Raw genomic sequence first — 16,163 nt, 5'->3', positions numbered from 1 at the left:
TACGGCGTCCTCAAATCAAACACGCCCTTCGATCCTCAAAAGGCCATTGCCTGTTAGACGGGAAGACGGTATCTACAACAGAGCAGAGCACTAGGCTGGAGGCGCCCCTGCGGGAGGGACTTCAGTCCCGACGCGGCCCGGACGCGGCACATCCACCGCTGCGCTCGTCGCGACCGAAGTCGCTCCCACGGTCGGTTGCGGCCAGATGCTGCGGCTCTGCAGGAGCGGCTTCAGGCCCGACGGTATCCGAAGCCGCAAGGTGTATCGCTCCGTTTGTCGCGGCTGACGCCGCTCCTGCAAAAGCGCGGCGCGGACCAGGCACTGCGCTGCGCCAAGCGGGAGCGCGTGCGAAGCGCCTGGCCGGCCGCAGCCTTCAGCCGCCCAGATACTGCCGCGGCGCGCGCTTGAGTCCGCACAGCAGGCGGTAGGCGCTGGAGCCGCAGCGCGCGGCCAGGGTGTCGATGCGCGGCTGCGCGCCCCATAGCTGCACGTCGCTGCCGAGGCCGGCCTGCGGGTGCTCGGTCAGGTCCACGGTCAGCATGTCCATCGACACCCGCCCGATCAGTTCGCCGGGCGCCCCGTCGACCAGCACCGGGGTGCCGTTCGGCGCGAACTGCGGATAGCCGTCGGCATAGCCGATCGCGACCACGCCGACCCGGGTCGGCCGCGGCGCGACGAAGCGCGCGCCGTAGCCGACCGGCTCGCCGGCGGCCAGGGCGCGTACCGCGATCACCTTGGAGCGCAAGGTCATCACCGGGCGCAGCTCGCCCGGCAGCTCGGCGTTGGCGGCGAACGGGTCGGCGCCGTACAGCATCAGCCCCGGGCGCGCCCAGTCGTTGCGCAGCTGCGGCCAGCCCAGCAGCGCCGGCGAGTTGCACAGGCTGGTCTCGCCGGCCAGGCCGGCGGTGGCCTGGCGGAACACCTCGGCCTGCTCCAGCGTACGTGCGCTGTCCAGTTCGTCGGCGCGCGCGAAATGGCTCATCAGCACCAGCCGCTCCACCTGCGGCAGCGCGCTCAGCCGCGCGTGCGCGGCGCGGAACGCGTCAGGCGCCAGGCCCAGCCGGTGCATGCCGCTGTCCAGCTTCAGCCACAGGCACAGCGGCTGCGGCGCGGCATAGGCGGCGATCGCCTCCACCTGCCACGGCGAGGCCACCGCGCACCACAAGCGGTGCTCGGCGATCAGCGGCAACTCGTCGGCGTCGAAGAAGCCTTCCAGCAGCAGGATCGGCGCGGCGATGCCGGCCTGGCGCAGCTCCAGCGCCTCCTCGATGCAGGCCACCGCGAAGCCGTCCGCTTCGGCGTCCAGCGCGCGCGCGCACGCCACCGAGCCGTGCCCGTAGGCATCGGCCTTGACCACCGCCAGCGCCTTGCCGCCGCCCAGGTGCCGGGCCAGGCGGTAGTTGTGGCGCAACGCGTGGAGATCGATCAACGCACGGGCTGGGCGCACGAACTTGCCTCTGCGACGGGCGCCGAGGCGCCGCGCGAATAACGGAAGATGTCCAGGCCCTCGCCGCTGATCTGCGGCTGGCGCGAGGCGATCAGGTCGGCCAGGTAGCGGCCGGAACCGCAGGCCATGGTCCAGCCCAGCGTGCCGTGGCCGGTGTTGAGGAACAGGTTGCGGTAGCCGGTGGCGCCGACCACCGGGGTGCCATCCGGCGTGGCCGGGCGCAGCCCGGTCCAGAATTCGGCGCGGGCCAGGTCGCCGCCGCGCGGGTACAGGTCGTTCACTACGTTTTCCAGGGTGGCGCGGCGCCGCGCCGGCAGCGACAGGTCGAAGCCGGCCAGTTCGGCCATGCCGCCGACGCGGATGCGCTGGTCGAAGCGGGTGATCGCCACTTTGTAGGTTTCGTCGAGGATGGTGGACATCGGGGCCAGCGCCGCGTCGCGGATCGGCAACGTCAGCGAATAGCCCTTCAACGGATACACCGGCAGGCGGATGCCCAGCGGTGCGAGAAGCTGCGGAGAATAGCTGCCCAGCGCGACCACGTAGCGGTCGGCGCGCTCCAGGCGGCCGCCGATGCGCACGCCGTCGAGGCGATCGCCATCGGCGAGCAGGCCGTCGATCGTTTCGCCGTAGCGGAACTGCACGCCGGCCGCGGCGGCCAGCGCGGCCAGGCGCTGAGTGAACAGGCGGCAGTCGCCGGTCTGGTCGTTGGGCAGGCGCAGCGCGCCGACCAGGGTGGCCGGGGCGCTGGCCAGCGCCGGTTCGATGCGGGCGATGCCGGCGCGGTCGAGCAGTTCGTAGGGCACGCCATACTCGCGCAGCACCTCGATGTCCTTGGCCGCGCCGTCCAACTGCGCCTGGGTGCGGAACAGCTGGGTGGTGCCAAGCTGGCGGCCTTCGTATTCGATGCCGGTGTCGGCGCGCAGCTGGTCCAGGCAATCGCGGCTGTATTCGGACAGCCGCACCATGCGCGCCTTGTTGATCGCATAGCGCTCGGCGGTGCAGTTGCGCAGCATCTGCGCCAGCCACAGGTACTGGCGGATGTCGGCGGTGGGCGTGATCGCCAGCGGCGCGTGGCGCTGGAACAGCCACTTCAGCGCCTTCAGCGGCACCCCCGGCGCCGCCCACGGCGAGGCGTAGCCCGGCGACACCTGGCCGGCGTTGGCATAGCTGGTCTCCAGCCCGGCCGCGGGCTGGCGATCGACCACCGTCACCTCGCAGCCGGTACGGGCCAGGTACCACGCCGTGGCCGTGCCGATCACACCGCTGCCCAGAACCAGAACCCGCATGCACTTACCTCGTCGGATCAAATCCCTGGCTGGATGGCGCCAGGGATGGGGTTAGGCGCAGTATAGGAAGCGCAACCCAGGATTTTCCCCTGATTTTCGATCGGCCGCCAGGCCAATTCCCTGCCCCAGCCCATCGAGACCCGCGCCATGGCCGCACGCGCCCGCGAACTGGACAAGATCGACCGCAAGATCCTGCGCATCCTGCAGCAGGAAGGCCGCATCTCCTTCACCGAGCTCGGCGAACGGGTCGGCCTGTCGACCACGCCGTGCACCGAGCGGGTGCGCCGCCTGGAACGCGATGGCGCCATCACCGGCTACTACGCACGACTGGATCCGCACTACCTCAAGGCCAGCCTGCTGGTGTTCGTGGAGATCAGCCTGGCCTACAAGTCCGGCGACATCTTCGAGGAATTCCGCCGCGCGGCGCTGAAGCTGCCCAACGTGCTGGAGTGCCACCTGGTCTCCGGCGACTTCGACTACCTGCTCAAGGCGCGGATCAGCGAGATGGCCTCCTACCGCAAGCTGCTGGGCAGCACCCTGCTGACCCTGCCGCACGTGCGCGAGTCCAAGAGCTACATCGTGATGGAAGAGGTCAAGGAGACGCTGAGCCTGCCGATCGCCGACTGAGCGTGATGATTCCCCTCTCCCTGCGGGAGAGGGGTTGGGGTAAGGGTACGGCAGCGCTGGGAAGTCGATAGCCGGGGAAGCACGCCGTTGTCGTCCGAACCATGCGCGACGTTGGATGGCGCGCCGGTGTGTCCGTACCCTCATCCGCCCTACGGGCACCTTCTCCCGAGGGGAGAAGGGAGGCACTGCGACGTGTGGCCGCGCGCTGCAATGGCTCAATCGTGCGGTACGGCAGCGACGCCATGATTCCCCTCTCCCTGCGGGAGAGGGGTTGGGGTGAGGGTACGGCAGCACGGGAAAGTCGATAGCCGAGGCAGCACGCCGTTGTCGTCCCGAACCATGCGCGACGTTGGGTGGCGCGCCGGTGTGTCCGTACCCTCATCCGCCCTGCGGGCACCTTCTCCCGAGGGGAGAAGGAGGGGGCGCAATGCATAGCGCCCTGCCATATCGGCCTGCGCGATGGGCGCGCTTAGGCGAGCAGCTTTTCCAGCTCGTCGCGCGAGGTGTGCGCGTGGTTCTTGGCCAGTTCCGATACCACCCGCTTCTGGACTTCCTTGTGCAGCAGCGGCCGCAGCTGGCCCAGCGTCTGCGGGTCGGCGACCAGCACCAGGTGCTCGAAGTCGTTGCGCAGCGCGTTCTGGTACAGGCGCTCGGCGAGCTGGCGGACGAAGCCGGCCTCGTCCATCGTCATCGGCCGGTCGCCGTCCTCGACGCCTTCGATCGGCGTGGGGCTCAGCACCTCGGTCTGCTCCAGCAACGACGTCTCGCCGGCCAGCGTGGTGCGGAACAGGCGTGCGCTGACGCGATCGGCGACGACCACCAAGGTGTTGTCGGGAAGCTTGCTCATCGGTTCTCCTAGCGAAGGTACGGCGCAGGCACCGACGGCACCTGCGTCGTGGCAGTCTAGGAAGCGGTTCGTGAGGATTGCGATCACAGAGCGTTGGCCATGCCTTCACGCACGGCCATGCGCGGACCGCCAAGCGGCGCTAGTCGTCGATGCGCTGGCCGTCGCCGCTGGGCACGGTGCTGTAGTAACGGCCGCTGCGGGTGTCCAGTACGCGGTTGGGGCCTGCCTGCACGGCGCCCGGAATCAATCGTCCGCTGCGATCGTAGACCTTGGCCGGCGCCGGCGTGGTGCCAGGGGCGGTGGACGCCGGTGCGGCCGGACGCGACGGCCCCTGCTGCGGAATCGGCGCCGGCTGCGCGCGCTGGCCCAGGCCGCTGGGCATCGGCACGGTCGGCGGCGTCGTCACTGGTCGCGTGGACACGGGCGCAGGCGCCGGCTGCACGGTAGTGGCCTGGCGCGTGGCGGTCGGCGATTTCGGCGCGGGCTGGAGGCTTTGCGCGGCGACCAGCGCTGGGCTCAAGACGCACAACGAGAGCAGCCACAGACGGGGCATCGACATGGCACTCCTCCCTCCGGTTCGGGAATGCAGCCTAGCGCGCGGCGCCTGCGCACGGAGTGAACGCGGCGGCTTGATCGCTGCCGCTCCGCCCACATTGTGCATGGACTCTCTCCGACGCGAAGGCACGCCCGCCATGAGCCGATTCGACCTCACGCCCCCCACTTCTGCCGAACGCGATCGCCTGGTCGCCGGGCTGAACGACGAGGAACGGCGGGTGCTGCTGCAGCACGGCACCGAGGCGCCGTTCTGCGGCGTGTTCCTGGACAACAAGCTGGAAGGCGTCTACACCTGCCGGCTGTGCGGGCTGCCGCTGTTCCGCTCCAGCGCCAAGTTCGACTCGGGCACCGGCTGGCCGAGCTTCTTCGCGCCCTATCACCCGGCGCACGTGCGCGAGATCCGCGACACCAGCCACGGCATGATCCGCACCGAGATCGTCTGCGCGCGCTGCGACAGCCATCTCGGCCACGTGTTCCCGGACGGTCCGCCGCCCAGCGGCGAGCGGCATTGCCTGAATTCGGTGTCGCTGCAGTTCACCGAGCAGGGCCAGGCGCTGCCCAACCCGCTGCAGCGCGGCGGCGGCGACACCGAACCGGCCTGACCGGCGGCGCCGCGGCGCCGCGAAGATCGAGAGGAGACCCGGCATGCGTCCCATCCTGGTATTTTCGCTGCTTCTACCGCTGTCGCTGGCTGCGTGCGGACGCGCCCCCGCGCCGGCGACCACCGCCGCGCCGGCAGCGACGCAACCCGCAGACGCGGCCACCGCCGCACCGGCCACCGACCCGGAGGTGCAGGCCGATGCGCTGCGCGTGCACTGGCAGTGCGGCGACAGCGCGGTGCAGGCCGACGTCGATGCGGCGCGCGAGCGGGTGGCGCTGCTGGTGAACGGCCGCACCCTGCACATGCACCGGGTCGATGCCGACAGCGGCGCGCGCTACGCCGATGCCCAGGGCAACGCGTTCTGGGAGCAGCCGCAGGACGCCGCCACGCTCACCCTGTCCGGGCAGCGCGAAGTGCTCAAGTGCGTGCGCCAGGGCAGCGGCGTCATCGGCTGAGGCGGGCACCAAACGCCGGCGTACGCAGCCACGGCGGGGACGCCGCTAGCGGCGTCTTCACACGCGCTTTCACGCGCGGCGCGGCGCCGCCGCCTTCAGAAAGCCGCCGCCGGGCCGAAATGGAGGTATCCCCGTTCTCGGCTCGCAGGCTGCTTCCGCCATGCTCATCATTGTTGGGTTCCTCGTCGTCATCATCAGCGTGGTCGGCGGCTACGTGCTGTCGCACGGCCATCTCGGCGCGCTGTGGCAGCCCTACGAATTGCTGATCATCGGCGGCGCGGCGCTGGGTGCGTTCCTGGTCAGCACCCCCGCCAAGATCGTCAAGGCGACCTTCGTCGACATCGCCGGCGTGTTCAAGGGCCCGAAGTACAAGTCCGACGACTACAAGGCCACCCTGACCCTGATCTACGAGCTGCTGAACAAGGCGCGGCGCGATGGCTTCATGGCCCTGGAAGACCACGTGGAGAAGCCGGCCGAGAGCGCGATCTTCGGCACGTATCCGAAGGTCCTGGCCGACCACCACCTGCTCGACTTCATCACCGACTGCCTGCGCCTGATGATCGGCAGCAACATCGAGCCGCACGAACTGGAGCCGCTGCTGGAGCTGGAGCTGGAAAAACACCACCACGAGGCGATGGCGCCGGCGCATGCGCTGAGCAAGGTCTCCGACGGCCTGCCCGGTTTCGGCATCGTCGCCGCGGTGCTGGGCATCGTCATCACCATGGGTTCCATCGGCGGCCCGATCGAGGAGATCGGCAAGCACGTCGGCGCCGCGCTGGTCGGCACCTTCCTCGGCATCCTGCTGGCCTACGGTTTCGTCGCGCCGCTGGCGGCGGCGATGGAAGCGCGCGCCGAACAGGACAGCCGCATCTTCGAATCGGTGAAGACCGCGCTGCTGGCCTGCCTGCGCGGCTACAACCCGAAGATCGCGCTGGAGTTCGCGCGCAAGACCCTGCCGAGCAACGTGCGGCCGAGCTTCTCGGACTTCGAGACGCACCTGAAGACGATCAAGTAGCGCCGCCGCCATGCCCGAAACCAAAGCTACCGTCGTCATCCGGCGGGTCAAGAAAGTCCAGGGCGGCGGCCATCATGGCGGCGCCTGGAAAGTCGCCTTCGCCGACTTCGTGACCGCGATGATGGCGTTCTTCCTGGTGCTGTGGCTGGTCGCCGCCACCACCAAGGAACAGCGCATGGCGATCTCCGAATACTTCCGCAACCCCAGTCCGCTGGAGGGCAAGAGCCCGGCGCCGAGTCCCGGCATGGCCGGTCCCGGCGGCGCCAGCACCTCGATGATCAAGCTCGGCGGCTCGGCGGACATGCAGCGCGGCGACAACAAGGATCCGTTCGGCAGCAAGAGCCTGAAAGGCGATACGGAAAGCAAGACGGCGCAACGCGAGAAGGAAAAGCAGCGCCTGGAAACGCTGATGCAGGACCTGAAGGAAGCGATCGACAAGAGCCAGGCGCTGGAGCCGTTCAAGGACCAGTTGCTGCTGGACCTGACCCCGGACGGCCTGCGCATCCAGATCGTGGACAAGGAGAACCGGCCGATGTTCGACATCGGCAGCGCGGCGCTCAAGCCCTACACCCGCGACATCCTGCACGAGCTGTCGGGCTTCATCAACGAAGTGCCCAACCACATCAGCATCACCGGCCACACCGACGTCACCCAGTACAGCAGCAAGAGCGGCTACAGCAACTGGGAACTGAGCGCGGACCGCGCCAACGCGGCGCGGCGCGAGCTGGTGTCCGGCGGCATGGGCGAAGACAAGGTCTCGCGCGTGGTCGGCCTGTCCTCGTCGGTCCTGTTCGACAAGCAGACCCCGGACAACCCGATCAACCGCCGCATCAGCATCGTGGTGATGACCAAGGACGCCGAGGAGGCGGCGCTGGCCGGCAGCGATCATGCGGTGGCGCTGGGCACGCCGCAGAGCGATGCCGACACCAAGGTGCCGGACCTGGGCGCGGCCGCGGCCGCCGCGCCTTCGCCGGCCACGGCCACGGCCACGGCTCCGGCTAGCGTTTCGACTCCGACTCCGGCCACGGCGGCGAATGCCGCTGCGCCGGCAGCGACTGCGGCCAAACCGGCGACGGTGGCGATCCTGCCGCCGCGCACCACCTCCCCGGAGGCCGCCGCCGACGCCGCCCGCGAAGCGATCCGCGCGGTCAACCGCGTCACCGGCGGCAAGCCGGGTGGCGGAGCGGCGCCGTCTCCGGCAACGGCGACGGCCACCGCCGAAGGTCCGGCGCAGCGCTGACACTGTCGGCGCCCGACCCCGCCCTGTAGGACCGGCTTCAGCCGCGACCGGAGCTTTCCAGGTAACGCCCGGTCGCGGCTGAAGCCGCTCCTACAGGGTGTGCATTGGCTGCGAAAAAGCGCTCCAGCGGCCTACCTGGCTGTCCATCGCAGTTCGCATTCGCGCCGCTGCGCGCTCACTGCGCCAGCGGCTGCGCAACGCCTTGCGCGATCGCCTGCTCGACGATGCGTTCGATGTCGCGCTGCAACGCCGCGTTGGCGACCTGCTGGCGCTGCGCCAGCACCCCCTGCCGCTTGGCGAAACCCGCCTGCTGCTCGGCCAGCGCTGACTGGCGCTCGGCCAATGCCTGCATCTGCCGCGCGTAGTCGGCCTGCGCCGCATCGGTGCGTGGCGCCGACCCGGGCGCGCCCTGGCCACCGTTGGCGGCGCGCCGCGCCTGTGCGCTGGCGGCCTTGGCGTCCTCCTCGGCCAGCCCCGCCTGGCGCTGTGCGATGGCGCCCTGCTGCTCGCCGAGCTCACCCTGGCGCTGGCCCAGCCGCCCCTGTTGCTCGCCGAGTTCGCCCTGCTGCCGTCCCAGCGCCGCGACCGGCGCGTAGGCCGCCTTCAGTTTCTGGATCGTGGCCGCATCGCGCACCACGTAGTGCTTGCCGTCCCTGCGGAACCACCACAGCGTCTCGTCGCCGCGGCGCGCACGCAGCGCCCTACGCAGGTCGTCGCTGCTGCCGTACATGTTGGTGCCGTCGCCGTCGAACAGCACCGACGCGTTGCGGCGATCGTCGGACGTGATGGTGAGGCTCGAAGCGGTCGCGACACGCTGCGCGCCGGCAATGTGCCTGGGCGGTGCGGGGACCATGGGTGGTGCCGGTGGTGCGGGCGGTACCGGCGCGGCGGGCGGCGCAGGCACGCTTGGGTCCGGGAATGCCGGGACCGGCGGCGCTGCGGGCGGCACCGGCACGATCGGCAAAGGGGGTTCAGGCGGTTCAGGCGGTTCGGCCGGTTCGACGATGTGCCTGGCCGTCTCCTGGGTGTTCGCACGCACCGACGGAATCGCAGCGACAGCGGCGCTGACCAGGACCAGCAATGCGGCGTGGTGGCGCCAGGATGGGATGTTCGACTGCATGACGCGTCTCCTTGCGGGCTTGGCGGATGGACGGTGTAGCCGCAGTCGGCTACGCCAGCGGCAGTGCGCGCCGGCGGGAGCGGCGAAGCAGGTCTCGCACCGCCCAACGGCGACACCGGCAAAGCGCTTTACCGCCAGAACTGAATGGCTACAACTGTAGTCAACGTAGCCATGGCTACACCTGTAGTCAAGCCTGCCGAAGGTCATGCCCGGCCGTCCGCTTACAATGACCGTCAATCCGCGAACGAGACGAACGTGTCCAAGCAATCCAAAGCCAAGCGCGACAAGCGCAAGAAGCAGCAGCCCAAGCGTGCCTTCGCCCGATTGGGCCGCGATCAGCCCATCGCCAACCACGCCGTGCTGCAGGACGACAGCGGCCGGGTGCTGGCCGCGATCGGCCTGCAGGGCAACGAATGGCTGCTGTCGGTCGGCGGCCAGACCATGGGCAATGCCGACAATCCGGTGCCGATGCTGGCGATGCTCAAGCACCTGGCCAATGTGCAGGAGCAGGAAGGCAACACCATCACCCTGGACTACTCGACCCAGCTGCAGCAGATGATCGACGACCTTGCCGCCGACGAAGGCAAGACCGCGGCCGAGTATCTCGATGCGCTGGTCGCCGAGTTCGCCGAGGGCGATGTCGAGGGTGAAGACGAGGCTGAAGCTGACGGCGAGGACGGTGCGACCGCCGATGCCGGCGACGCCGCCGATGCGGAACCGACCGCGACCGCAAGCGGCGTGGCGACACCAGCTGCGGCGGACGCCGACGACGCAGACGCCGACGGCAGGCACAAGCCGGCCTGATCGGACGCGATGGCGGTCTACATCGACGATGCGGTGCATCCCTGGCGCGGCCAGCGCTGGGGGCACCTGCTCGCCGACACGCTGGACGAGCTGCATGCGATGGCGGCGCGGCTGGGCATTCCCCGCCGCGCCTTCCAGAACAAACTCAGCGGCGCGCACTACGACGTTCCCGCCGCCTTGCGCGACGAGGCGATCCGGCTGGGCGCGGTCCCGGTGTCCCGGCACACCGACCGCGAACTGATGAAGGCGTTGATCCGCCAGGCGCGCGCGCAGGCGCGCGGCGAGGCCGATTGACGGGTTCGAGCGCCGGCAAGCGTGCACGGGGTGCCACTGCTGGATGGCTTGCCGTGTTTCTAGGCCTTGTCAGCTTCGATCCTTCACCGAAACCGTTGCGGTTTTTGACTCCGTTCGTCGCGGCTGAAGCCGCTCCTACAGGAAACCTTTCGGCAAGCTGCCGGGTGCACTGTGGGAGGGCTTCAGTCCCGACAGCATTTGCAGCCTGGAAATTCACTTCTTCGCTCGTCGCGACTGAAGTCGCTCCCACAGGGAGCTTCGGATGGTCGGCTGATGGGCTGTGGGAGGGGCTTCAGCCCCACATCCGCCGAAGCCGGTGCAGGGTCCGGACTCCGTTCGTCGCGGCTGAAGCCGCTCCTACAGAAACCTTGCGGCAAGCTGCCGGGTGCGCTGTGGGAGGGACTTCAGTCCCGACAGCATTCGCAGCCTGGAATCCACTTCTTCGCTCGTCGCGACTGAAGTCGCTCCCATAGGGAGCTCCGGATGCTCGGCTCGTGGACTGTGGGGGCATCAGCCCCACCCCCGCCGAAGCCGGTGCAGGGTCCGGACTCCGTTCGTCGCGGCTGAAGCCGCTCCTACAGGAAACCTTGCGGCAAGCTGCCGGGTGCGCTGTGGGAGGGACTTCAGTCCCGACAGCATTCGCAGCCTGGAAATCCACTTCTTCGCTCGTCGCGACTGAAGTCGCTCCCACAGGGAGTTCGGATGCTGGGCTGGTGGACTGTCGGAGGGGCTTCGACCCCACACCCGCCGAAGCCGGTGCAGGGTCCGGACTCCGTTCGTCGCGGCTGAAGCCGCTCCTACAGGGGGCTTGCGGCGGGCTTGCGTGGGCACTGTGAGAGGGGCTTCGACAACGACTGGACCGAAGCCGTCGTCGTCGAAGATTCCATTCGTCGCAGCGGCGTCTAGAACGGGTCGCTGCCCGGGCGCAGGTCGATGCCCAGGATCGCCGCCAGGCGCTGCATGTCCTCGTCGTCGCGGCTGAGCGCCATCCAGCCGGCGCGGTCGTCGCCGCCGGTGTCCCAGCACCAGATGCTGTAGCCGTATTCGCGCAGGCGGTCGTAGGCCACCCCCAGCAGCGAGGCGGTGTCGTGGGCGCCGAGGAAGTCCTCGTCGTCGATGTCGCCGCCCCAGTCGATGCGCAGGTTCCAGCGCGCGGCCAGTTCGTCGATCGCGCCGATCAGCGCTTCGGCGTCGCGGCCGTCCACGTAGAAGCCGGAGGTCCAGTCGATGGCGTCCTTCAGCGTCCACAGCCAGCCGTCGCCGTCGCTCTCCGCCTCGCCCGCCGCCTCGCGGTAAGCGTTGAACTGGCGCAGCGCGGTCTCGTCGTCGCCCGGGTTGATCAGCAGCAGCAGGTTCCAGATCAGGCCCTGCTGGGTGTCCGGATCGTCGTCGTCCGCGTCGCCGCTGAGGTCGTCGGGTTCGTCGTAGTCGGCGCTGTTGTCGGGCATGGTGGCGGATCGGGGAGTACGGGACGCGCAGTGTGACGCGCCGGGCGCGGCGACGGAAGCGCGGGGAAATTCGGCAGCGACGTCGCAGGCGTTTATCCTTCGCCCCCGGAAGACGGCGCCACCCGCCGCCAAGCGAACCCACGACGATGAGCGATACCCCTCCCGATCACCTGGCGATCAGCCCGCAGAGCCCGTTCCACGATGCCGAGGCGCTCGCGCGCGGCGTCGGCATCCGCTTCAACGGCGTGGAGCGCGACAACGTGGAGGAGTATTCGGTCAGCGAAGGCTGGATCCGCGTGCAGGTGGGCAAGGCGCGCGACCGCCGCGGCAATCCGATGACGATGAAGATCAACGGCCAGGTCGAGGCGTACTTTCTCGAGAAGGAGTAATCGCGCAGGCGCGGCGATCGCGCGGCAGCGTGCGCTGGCCGCTGTCCGCGTTGGCGATCGATGTGCCCATGCTGGTCATGGCCTGAGCACCTGTCGTGCGCCGCGGCTCGTGCGGATGCGGTCGGCGGGCGCATCGCGTCCGCCTGCGCGGCAGGCCGGGGACGTAGTCACCGACCTTTTCTGTCGCGGCTGAAGCCGCTCCTACACAGGGCGGCGGCTGGCTTGCTGGTGCAGTCTCGAGAGGGGCTTCGGCCTCAACAGCGACGAGATCCGCTCGCGCGTTGCCGCTCCACCGCGCCGGATCGCGGCGGCGGCTGCTCGCGCACAGGCGTCGCCGCGCAACGCGCGATCCTGCGCCGGCTCAGGACTTGAGCCGGTAGCCGCTGCGGAAGATCGCCCAGACCACGGTCAGGCACACCGCCAGGAACACCCCGGTCATGCTCGCGCTGACCGCGATGTGCACGTCGGCCTTGCCGAAGAACGCCCAGCGGAAGCCGCTGACCAGGTACACCACCGGGTTGAACAGGCTGATCTTCTGCCACAGCGGCGGCAGCATGCTGATCGAGTAGAAGCTGCCGCCGAGGAAGGTCAGCGGGGTCACCACCATCAGCGGGATCACCTGCAGCTTCTCGAAACCGTCGGCCCAGATGCCGATGATGAAGCCGAACAGGCTGAAGGTCAGCGCGGTCAGCACCAGGAAGCCGAACATCCACAGCGGATGCGCGATCTCGTACGGCACGAACGCGCGCGCGGTGAGCAGGATCAGCAGGCCGAGCAGCACCGACTTGCTCGCCGCCGCGCCGACGTAGCCGATCACGACCTCCCACCACGCCACCGGCGCCGACAGCACCTCGTAGATGGTGCCGGCCCAGCGCGGCATGTAGATGCCGAACGAGGCGTTGGAGATGCTCTCGTTGAGCAGCGACAGCATCACCAGCCCGGGGATGATGTAGGCGCCGTAGCTGATGCCGTCGATGGCGCCCATGCGCGAGCCGATCGCCGCGCCGAACACCACGAAGTACAGCGAGGTCGACAGCACCGGCGAGGCGATCGACTGAGTGAGCGTGCGGAAGGTGCGCGCCATCTCGAAACGGTAGATCGCGGCGATCGCGTGCAGGTTCATGCGCGCGCCTCCGCGCCGGTGGCGGCCGGGCGCACCAGGTTGACGAAGATCTCCTCCAGCGAGCTTTCGCTGGAATGCAGGTCCTTGATCTCCACGCCGTGTTCCTCCAATTGCCGCAGCAGGGTGCCGATGCCGGTCTGCTCGGCCTGCACGTCGTAGGTGTAGGTCAGCGTCGCGCCGTCGGCGGACAGCTCCAACGGCTGCGCCGCCAGCGCCGCGGGCAGCGCCGGCAGCGGCGCCTGCAGGGTCAGCGCCAGCTGCTTCTTGCCGAGCTTGCGCATCAGCGTGCGCTTGTCCTCCACCAGCACCAGTTCGCCGCGGTTGATCACGCCGACGCGGTCGGCCATGTCCTCGGCTTCCTCGATGTAGTGGGTGGTCAGGATGATGGTGGTGCCCTGCTCGCGCAGGCGCCGCACCATCTGCCACATGTCGTGGCGCAGCTCCACGTCCACGCCGGCGGTGGGTTCGTCCAGGAACAGGATGCTCGGCTCGTGCGCCAGCGCCTTGGCGATCAGCACGCGCCGCTTCATGCCGCCGGACAGCGTGGAGATCTTGCTGTCGCGCTTGTCCCACAGCGACAGTTCGCGCAGCACCTGCTCCAGGTAGGCGGGGTTCTTCGGCTTGCCGAACAGGCCGCGGCTGAAGCGCACCGTCGCCCACACCGTCTCGAACGCGTCGGTGGCCAACTCCTGCGGCACCAGCCCGATCTTCGCGCGCGCGGCGCGGTAGTCGCGGACGATGTCGTGGCCGTCGGCCAGCACGGTGCCGGAGCTGGGATTGACCAGACCGCAGACCACGCTGATCAGCGTGGTCTTGCCGGCGCCGTTGGGCCCGAGCAGGGCGAAGATCTCGCCGCGCTGGATGTCCAGGTCGATGCCCTTCAGCGCCTGGAAGCCGCCTTTGTAGGTCTTGGTGAGCTGCTGGATGGAAATGATCGGCGACACACGAACTCCTTGCGCGGCGGAACGGATCGCCACCGCGACGAACGCCCGACAGGGTAGAGGCCCGCCCTGCTCCGATAAACCCCGATGGACGGAAGCAGTCTCCCGCATGCGGGATAGTGGCGGAACTCCCGGACTCGGGACTCGGGACTCGGGACTCGGGACTCGAAGAGCCTAGCAGCAACGCCGTCGCGGGCATGACAAGCGCAGCGTCCGCCAGCCGGGCTGCCCTCAGCGGCGCGCACCTCCGAGTCCCGAGTCCCGAGTCCCCAGTCCCGGCTCCTCACTCAACCCTTGCGCCGCGCCTCCAGCAGATCCAGATTGCGGATCAGCCGGCGCGCGATCTCGTCGGAAATCTTGCGCTGGCGGGTCAGCCGGAACAGCTCCTGGCGTTCGGCCTGCAGCCCGGCGTGGCGCAGCTGGCGCAGCACGTCGTCCAGCCGCCGCGCCTCTTCCGGGTCGCTCTCCATCGCCTCGCCGTGGTCGAGGTGGCGCTGGTACAGGGCGCTGACCCGGATCGCCGCCTCGTTGTAGAGATCGGCATGCTCGCTGTCCTGCACCAGCCGCTGGCGCAGCTTCTCCACCGCGACCAGCGCCGCGCGCGAGGATTCGCGCCGCGCCAGGTCCTCCTCGAGGCGGTCGCTGGGTTCCTCCGGCAGTTCCAGGCCGCGCAGCAACCGCGGCAGCGCCACGCTGGCGACCAGCAGCGAGGTGACGATCACCGCGCTGGCCAGGAAGATCACCAGATCGCGCGCCGGGAACGCGGCGCCGTTGGGCAGCGCCAGCGGCAGGGTCAGCACGCCGGCCAGGGTGATCGCGCCACGCACGCCGGCCAGTGAGGCCGCCACCACGATCCGCCACGGCGGACTGAGATGCGCCTCGCCGCGGCGCCGCGCCTTGAGCAGGTTCCAGCGCAGCGACAGCCACACCCACACGAAGCGCAGCAGCAACAGGCCGACGTAGATCGCCAGCGCATAGCCCAGCAGCCACCACGGGTTGAGGTGGCCGGCCTCGTCGATGTTGTGCACCGCGCCCTGCACGATCCCCGGCAACTGCTCGCCGAGCAGCACGAACATGATGCCGTTGAGGGTGAACTGGACCATGTCCCACACCGCCGAGCGCTGCACGCGCATGCTGCCGGGCGCGCGGCCGCTCAGTTCCACGTAGCTCATGCTGATCCCGGCGGCGACCGCGGCGAGGATGCCGGAGGCATTGATCGCCTCGGCCAGCAGGTAGGCGGCGAACGGCAGCAGCAGGTTGACCAGGATCGCCGCGCCGGGCTCCTCGCCGACCTGGCGCCAGATCCAGCGCTGCGCCAGGCTCGCGCCCAGGGTCACGCCGACGCCGGCGGCGACGCCGACCAGCGCCACCCACAGGAAGGTCAGCGAGGCGTCGGCCAGCGAGAACGTGCCGGTGACCGCCGCGGCCACCGCGAACTGGAAGCAGACCAGGCCGGAGGCGTCGTTGAGCAGCGATTCGCCCTCCAGGATGTGCATCAGCCGTTTCGGGATTGGCGCGCGCGAGGCGATCGAGGACACCGCGATCGGATCGGTTGGCGACACCACCGCGGCCAGCGCGAACGCCACCGCCAGCGGCATCGCCGGAATCATCCAGTGGATCAGGAAGCCGGCGCCGACCACGGTGAACACCACCAGGCCCAGCGCCAGTTCCAGGATCGCGCCCTTGTCGCGGAACAGGCCCTGCTTGGGGATGCGCCAGCCGTCCAGGAACAGCAGCGGCGGCAGGAACAGCAGGAAGAACAGCTCCGGCTCCAGCGCGTAGCCCTTCTTGAACACCCCGGCGATGACCGCGCCCAGGCCGATCTGCACCAGCGGCAACGGCAGCGAGAACGGCAGCACGCGCACCAGATAGCCGCTGGCGACCACCGCCAGCAACATCGCCAACACCACTTCGATCGAATGCATGCTCGTCCGGACGGCGGCGCCGCGCCGACGGCACCGCACCATGAAT

The 16,163-nt window shown here is 69.4% G+C and carries 17 protein-coding genes; 8 read left to right on the top strand and 9 right to left on the bottom strand.

What is annotated here, in order from left to right; all coding sequences use genetic code 11:
* Positions 1-373: 373 nt before the first annotated feature.
* On the bottom strand, positions 374-1,447 hold the full coding sequence (gene alr / locus VDQ83_RS08320; protein WP_455434547.1) for an alanine racemase: 1,074 nt from the start codon (positions 1,445-1,447) through the stop codon (positions 374-376).
* Positions 1,426-2,733: a D-amino acid dehydrogenase gene (locus VDQ83_RS08315; RefSeq protein WP_263397073.1), complete on the bottom strand. Its 1,308-nt coding sequence runs from the start codon at positions 2,731-2,733 to the stop codon at positions 1,426-1,428. Before VDQ83_RS08315 ends, alr begins: the two co-directional genes overlap by 22 nt.
* Positions 2,734-2,880: 147 nt before the next feature.
* Here VDQ83_RS08315 and VDQ83_RS08310 point away from each other — a divergent pair, with 147 nt between their 5' ends.
* Entirely contained in the window at positions 2,881-3,360 is a 480-nt protein-coding gene (locus tag VDQ83_RS08310) for an Lrp/AsnC ligand binding domain-containing protein (RefSeq protein WP_263111051.1), read from the top strand.
* A gap of 469 nt (positions 3,361-3,829) precedes the next feature.
* On the opposite strand, the gene VDQ83_RS08305 is transcribed toward VDQ83_RS08310, so the two are convergent.
* The gene (locus VDQ83_RS08305) at positions 3,830-4,207 is read right to left on the bottom strand and encodes a host attachment family protein (RefSeq protein ID WP_263397072.1); all 378 of its coding nucleotides are present in this window, start codon (positions 4,205-4,207) and stop codon (positions 3,830-3,832) included.
* Between the two features lie 139 nt (positions 4,208-4,346).
* Positions 4,347-4,766: a hypothetical protein gene (locus tag VDQ83_RS08300; protein WP_455434546.1), complete on the bottom strand. Its 420-nt coding sequence runs from the start codon at positions 4,764-4,766 to the stop codon at positions 4,347-4,349.
* A 133-nt stretch (positions 4,767-4,899) separates the two neighbouring features.
* Between VDQ83_RS08300 and msrB the strand changes: the two genes are divergently transcribed.
* From msrB to motB, 4 genes are all read left to right on the top strand, one after another.
* Entirely contained in the window at positions 4,900-5,364 is a 465-nt protein-coding gene (gene msrB, locus VDQ83_RS08295; protein WP_263397070.1) for a peptide-methionine (R)-S-oxide reductase MsrB, read from the top strand.
* 43 nt (positions 5,365-5,407) lie between these two features.
* The gene (locus tag VDQ83_RS08290; RefSeq protein WP_455434545.1) at positions 5,408-5,818 is read left to right on the top strand and encodes an MliC family protein; all 411 of its coding nucleotides are present in this window, start codon (positions 5,408-5,410) and stop codon (positions 5,816-5,818) included.
* A gap of 160 nt (positions 5,819-5,978) precedes the next feature.
* Positions 5,979-6,833: a flagellar motor stator protein MotA gene (gene motA, locus VDQ83_RS08285; protein WP_455434544.1), complete on the top strand. Its 855-nt coding sequence runs from the start codon at positions 5,979-5,981 to the stop codon at positions 6,831-6,833.
* 10 nt (positions 6,834-6,843) lie between these two features.
* Positions 6,844-8,073: a flagellar motor protein MotB gene (gene motB, locus VDQ83_RS08280; protein WP_455434543.1), complete on the top strand. Its 1,230-nt coding sequence runs from the start codon at positions 6,844-6,846 to the stop codon at positions 8,071-8,073.
* Positions 8,074-8,248: 175 nt separating this feature from the next.
* On the opposite strand, the gene VDQ83_RS08275 is transcribed toward motB, so the two are convergent.
* The gene (locus tag VDQ83_RS08275) at positions 8,249-8,926 is read right to left on the bottom strand and encodes a hypothetical protein (protein WP_455434542.1); all 678 of its coding nucleotides are present in this window, start codon (positions 8,924-8,926) and stop codon (positions 8,249-8,251) included.
* 522 nt (positions 8,927-9,448) lie between these two features.
* On the opposite strand from VDQ83_RS08275, the gene VDQ83_RS08270 reads away from it, so the two are divergent.
* Positions 9,449-9,997 carry a hypothetical protein gene (locus VDQ83_RS08270; protein ID WP_455434541.1) on the top strand — a complete coding sequence of 183 codons (549 nt, stop codon included), beginning with the start codon at positions 9,449-9,451 and terminating at the stop codon, positions 9,995-9,997.
* Between the two features lie 9 nt (positions 9,998-10,006).
* Positions 10,007-10,291 carry a DUF4031 domain-containing protein gene (locus VDQ83_RS08265; RefSeq protein ID WP_455434540.1) on the top strand — a complete coding sequence of 95 codons (285 nt, stop codon included), beginning with the start codon at positions 10,007-10,009 and terminating at the stop codon, positions 10,289-10,291.
* A gap of 902 nt (positions 10,292-11,193) precedes the next feature.
* Here the strand turns inward: VDQ83_RS08265 and VDQ83_RS08260 are convergent.
* Positions 11,194-11,739 carry a DUF6630 family protein gene (locus VDQ83_RS08260; protein WP_455434539.1) on the bottom strand — a complete coding sequence of 182 codons (546 nt, stop codon included), beginning with the start codon at positions 11,737-11,739 and terminating at the stop codon, positions 11,194-11,196.
* 146 nt (positions 11,740-11,885) lie between these two features.
* On the opposite strand from VDQ83_RS08260, the gene VDQ83_RS08255 reads away from it, so the two are divergent.
* Entirely contained in the window at positions 11,886-12,128 is a 243-nt protein-coding gene (locus VDQ83_RS08255; RefSeq protein ID WP_263397060.1) for a DUF3297 family protein, read from the top strand.
* A gap of 361 nt (positions 12,129-12,489) precedes the next feature.
* Here the strand turns inward: VDQ83_RS08255 and VDQ83_RS08250 are convergent, their stop codons facing one another.
* From VDQ83_RS08250 to VDQ83_RS08240, 3 genes are all read right to left on the bottom strand, one after another.
* Positions 12,490-13,251: an ABC transporter permease gene (locus VDQ83_RS08250; RefSeq protein WP_309918916.1), complete on the bottom strand. Its 762-nt coding sequence runs from the start codon at positions 13,249-13,251 to the stop codon at positions 12,490-12,492.
* Positions 13,248-14,195, bottom strand: coding sequence for an ABC transporter ATP-binding protein (locus tag VDQ83_RS08245; RefSeq protein ID WP_455434538.1), 948 nt, complete (start codon positions 14,193-14,195; stop codon positions 13,248-13,250). The genes VDQ83_RS08250 and VDQ83_RS08245 overlap by 4 nt, the downstream gene beginning before the upstream one ends.
* A 284-nt stretch (positions 14,196-14,479) precedes the next feature.
* Positions 14,480-16,117: a Na+/H+ antiporter gene (locus VDQ83_RS08240; protein ID WP_263397057.1), complete on the bottom strand. Its 1,638-nt coding sequence runs from the start codon at positions 16,115-16,117 to the stop codon at positions 14,480-14,482.
* Positions 16,118-16,163: the final 46 nt, after the last annotated feature.

Source organism: Xanthomonas sp. WHRI 7945 (assembly GCF_035026585.1).
Note: the sequence above shows the minus strand (reverse complement) of the source record. Positions and strands in the feature narration are given on the sequence as shown.

What these genes read in the sequence shown, in the direction of transcription:
- motA (WP_455434544.1), top strand. Translation starts at nt 5,979, where the DNA reads ATGCTCATCATTGTTGGGTTCCTCGTCGTCATCATCAGCGTGGTCGGC.
- VDQ83_RS08240 (WP_263397057.1), bottom strand. Translation starts at nt 16,117, where the DNA reads ATGCATTCGATCGAAGTGGTGTTGGCGATGTTGCTGGCGGTGGTCGCC.
- VDQ83_RS08315 (WP_263397073.1), bottom strand. Translation starts at nt 2,733, where the DNA reads ATGCGGGTTCTGGTTCTGGGCAGCGGTGTGATCGGCACGGCCACGGCG.
- VDQ83_RS08290 (WP_455434545.1), top strand. Translation starts at nt 5,408, where the DNA reads ATGCGTCCCATCCTGGTATTTTCGCTGCTTCTACCGCTGTCGCTGGCT.
- VDQ83_RS08255 (WP_263397060.1), top strand. Translation starts at nt 11,886, where the DNA reads ATGAGCGATACCCCTCCCGATCACCTGGCGATCAGCCCGCAGAGCCCG.
- VDQ83_RS08300 (WP_455434546.1), bottom strand. Translation starts at nt 4,766, where the DNA reads ATGTCGATGCCCCGTCTGTGGCTGCTCTCGTTGTGCGTCTTGAGCCCA.
- VDQ83_RS08305 (WP_263397072.1), bottom strand. Translation starts at nt 4,207, where the DNA reads ATGAGCAAGCTTCCCGACAACACCTTGGTGGTCGTCGCCGATCGCGTC.
- msrB (WP_263397070.1), top strand. Translation starts at nt 4,900, where the DNA reads ATGAGCCGATTCGACCTCACGCCCCCCACTTCTGCCGAACGCGATCGC.
- motB (WP_455434543.1), top strand. Translation starts at nt 6,844, where the DNA reads ATGCCCGAAACCAAAGCTACCGTCGTCATCCGGCGGGTCAAGAAAGTC.
- VDQ83_RS08265 (WP_455434540.1), top strand. Translation starts at nt 10,007, where the DNA reads ATGGCGGTCTACATCGACGATGCGGTGCATCCCTGGCGCGGCCAGCGC.
- VDQ83_RS08250 (WP_309918916.1), bottom strand. Translation starts at nt 13,251, where the DNA reads ATGAACCTGCACGCGATCGCCGCGATCTACCGTTTCGAGATGGCGCGC.
- VDQ83_RS08275 (WP_455434542.1), bottom strand. Translation starts at nt 8,926, where the DNA reads ATGGTCCCCGCACCGCCCAGGCACATTGCCGGCGCGCAGCGTGTCGCG.
- VDQ83_RS08310 (WP_263111051.1), top strand. Translation starts at nt 2,881, where the DNA reads ATGGCCGCACGCGCCCGCGAACTGGACAAGATCGACCGCAAGATCCTG.
- VDQ83_RS08260 (WP_455434539.1), bottom strand. Translation starts at nt 11,739, where the DNA reads ATGCCCGACAACAGCGCCGACTACGACGAACCCGACGACCTCAGCGGC.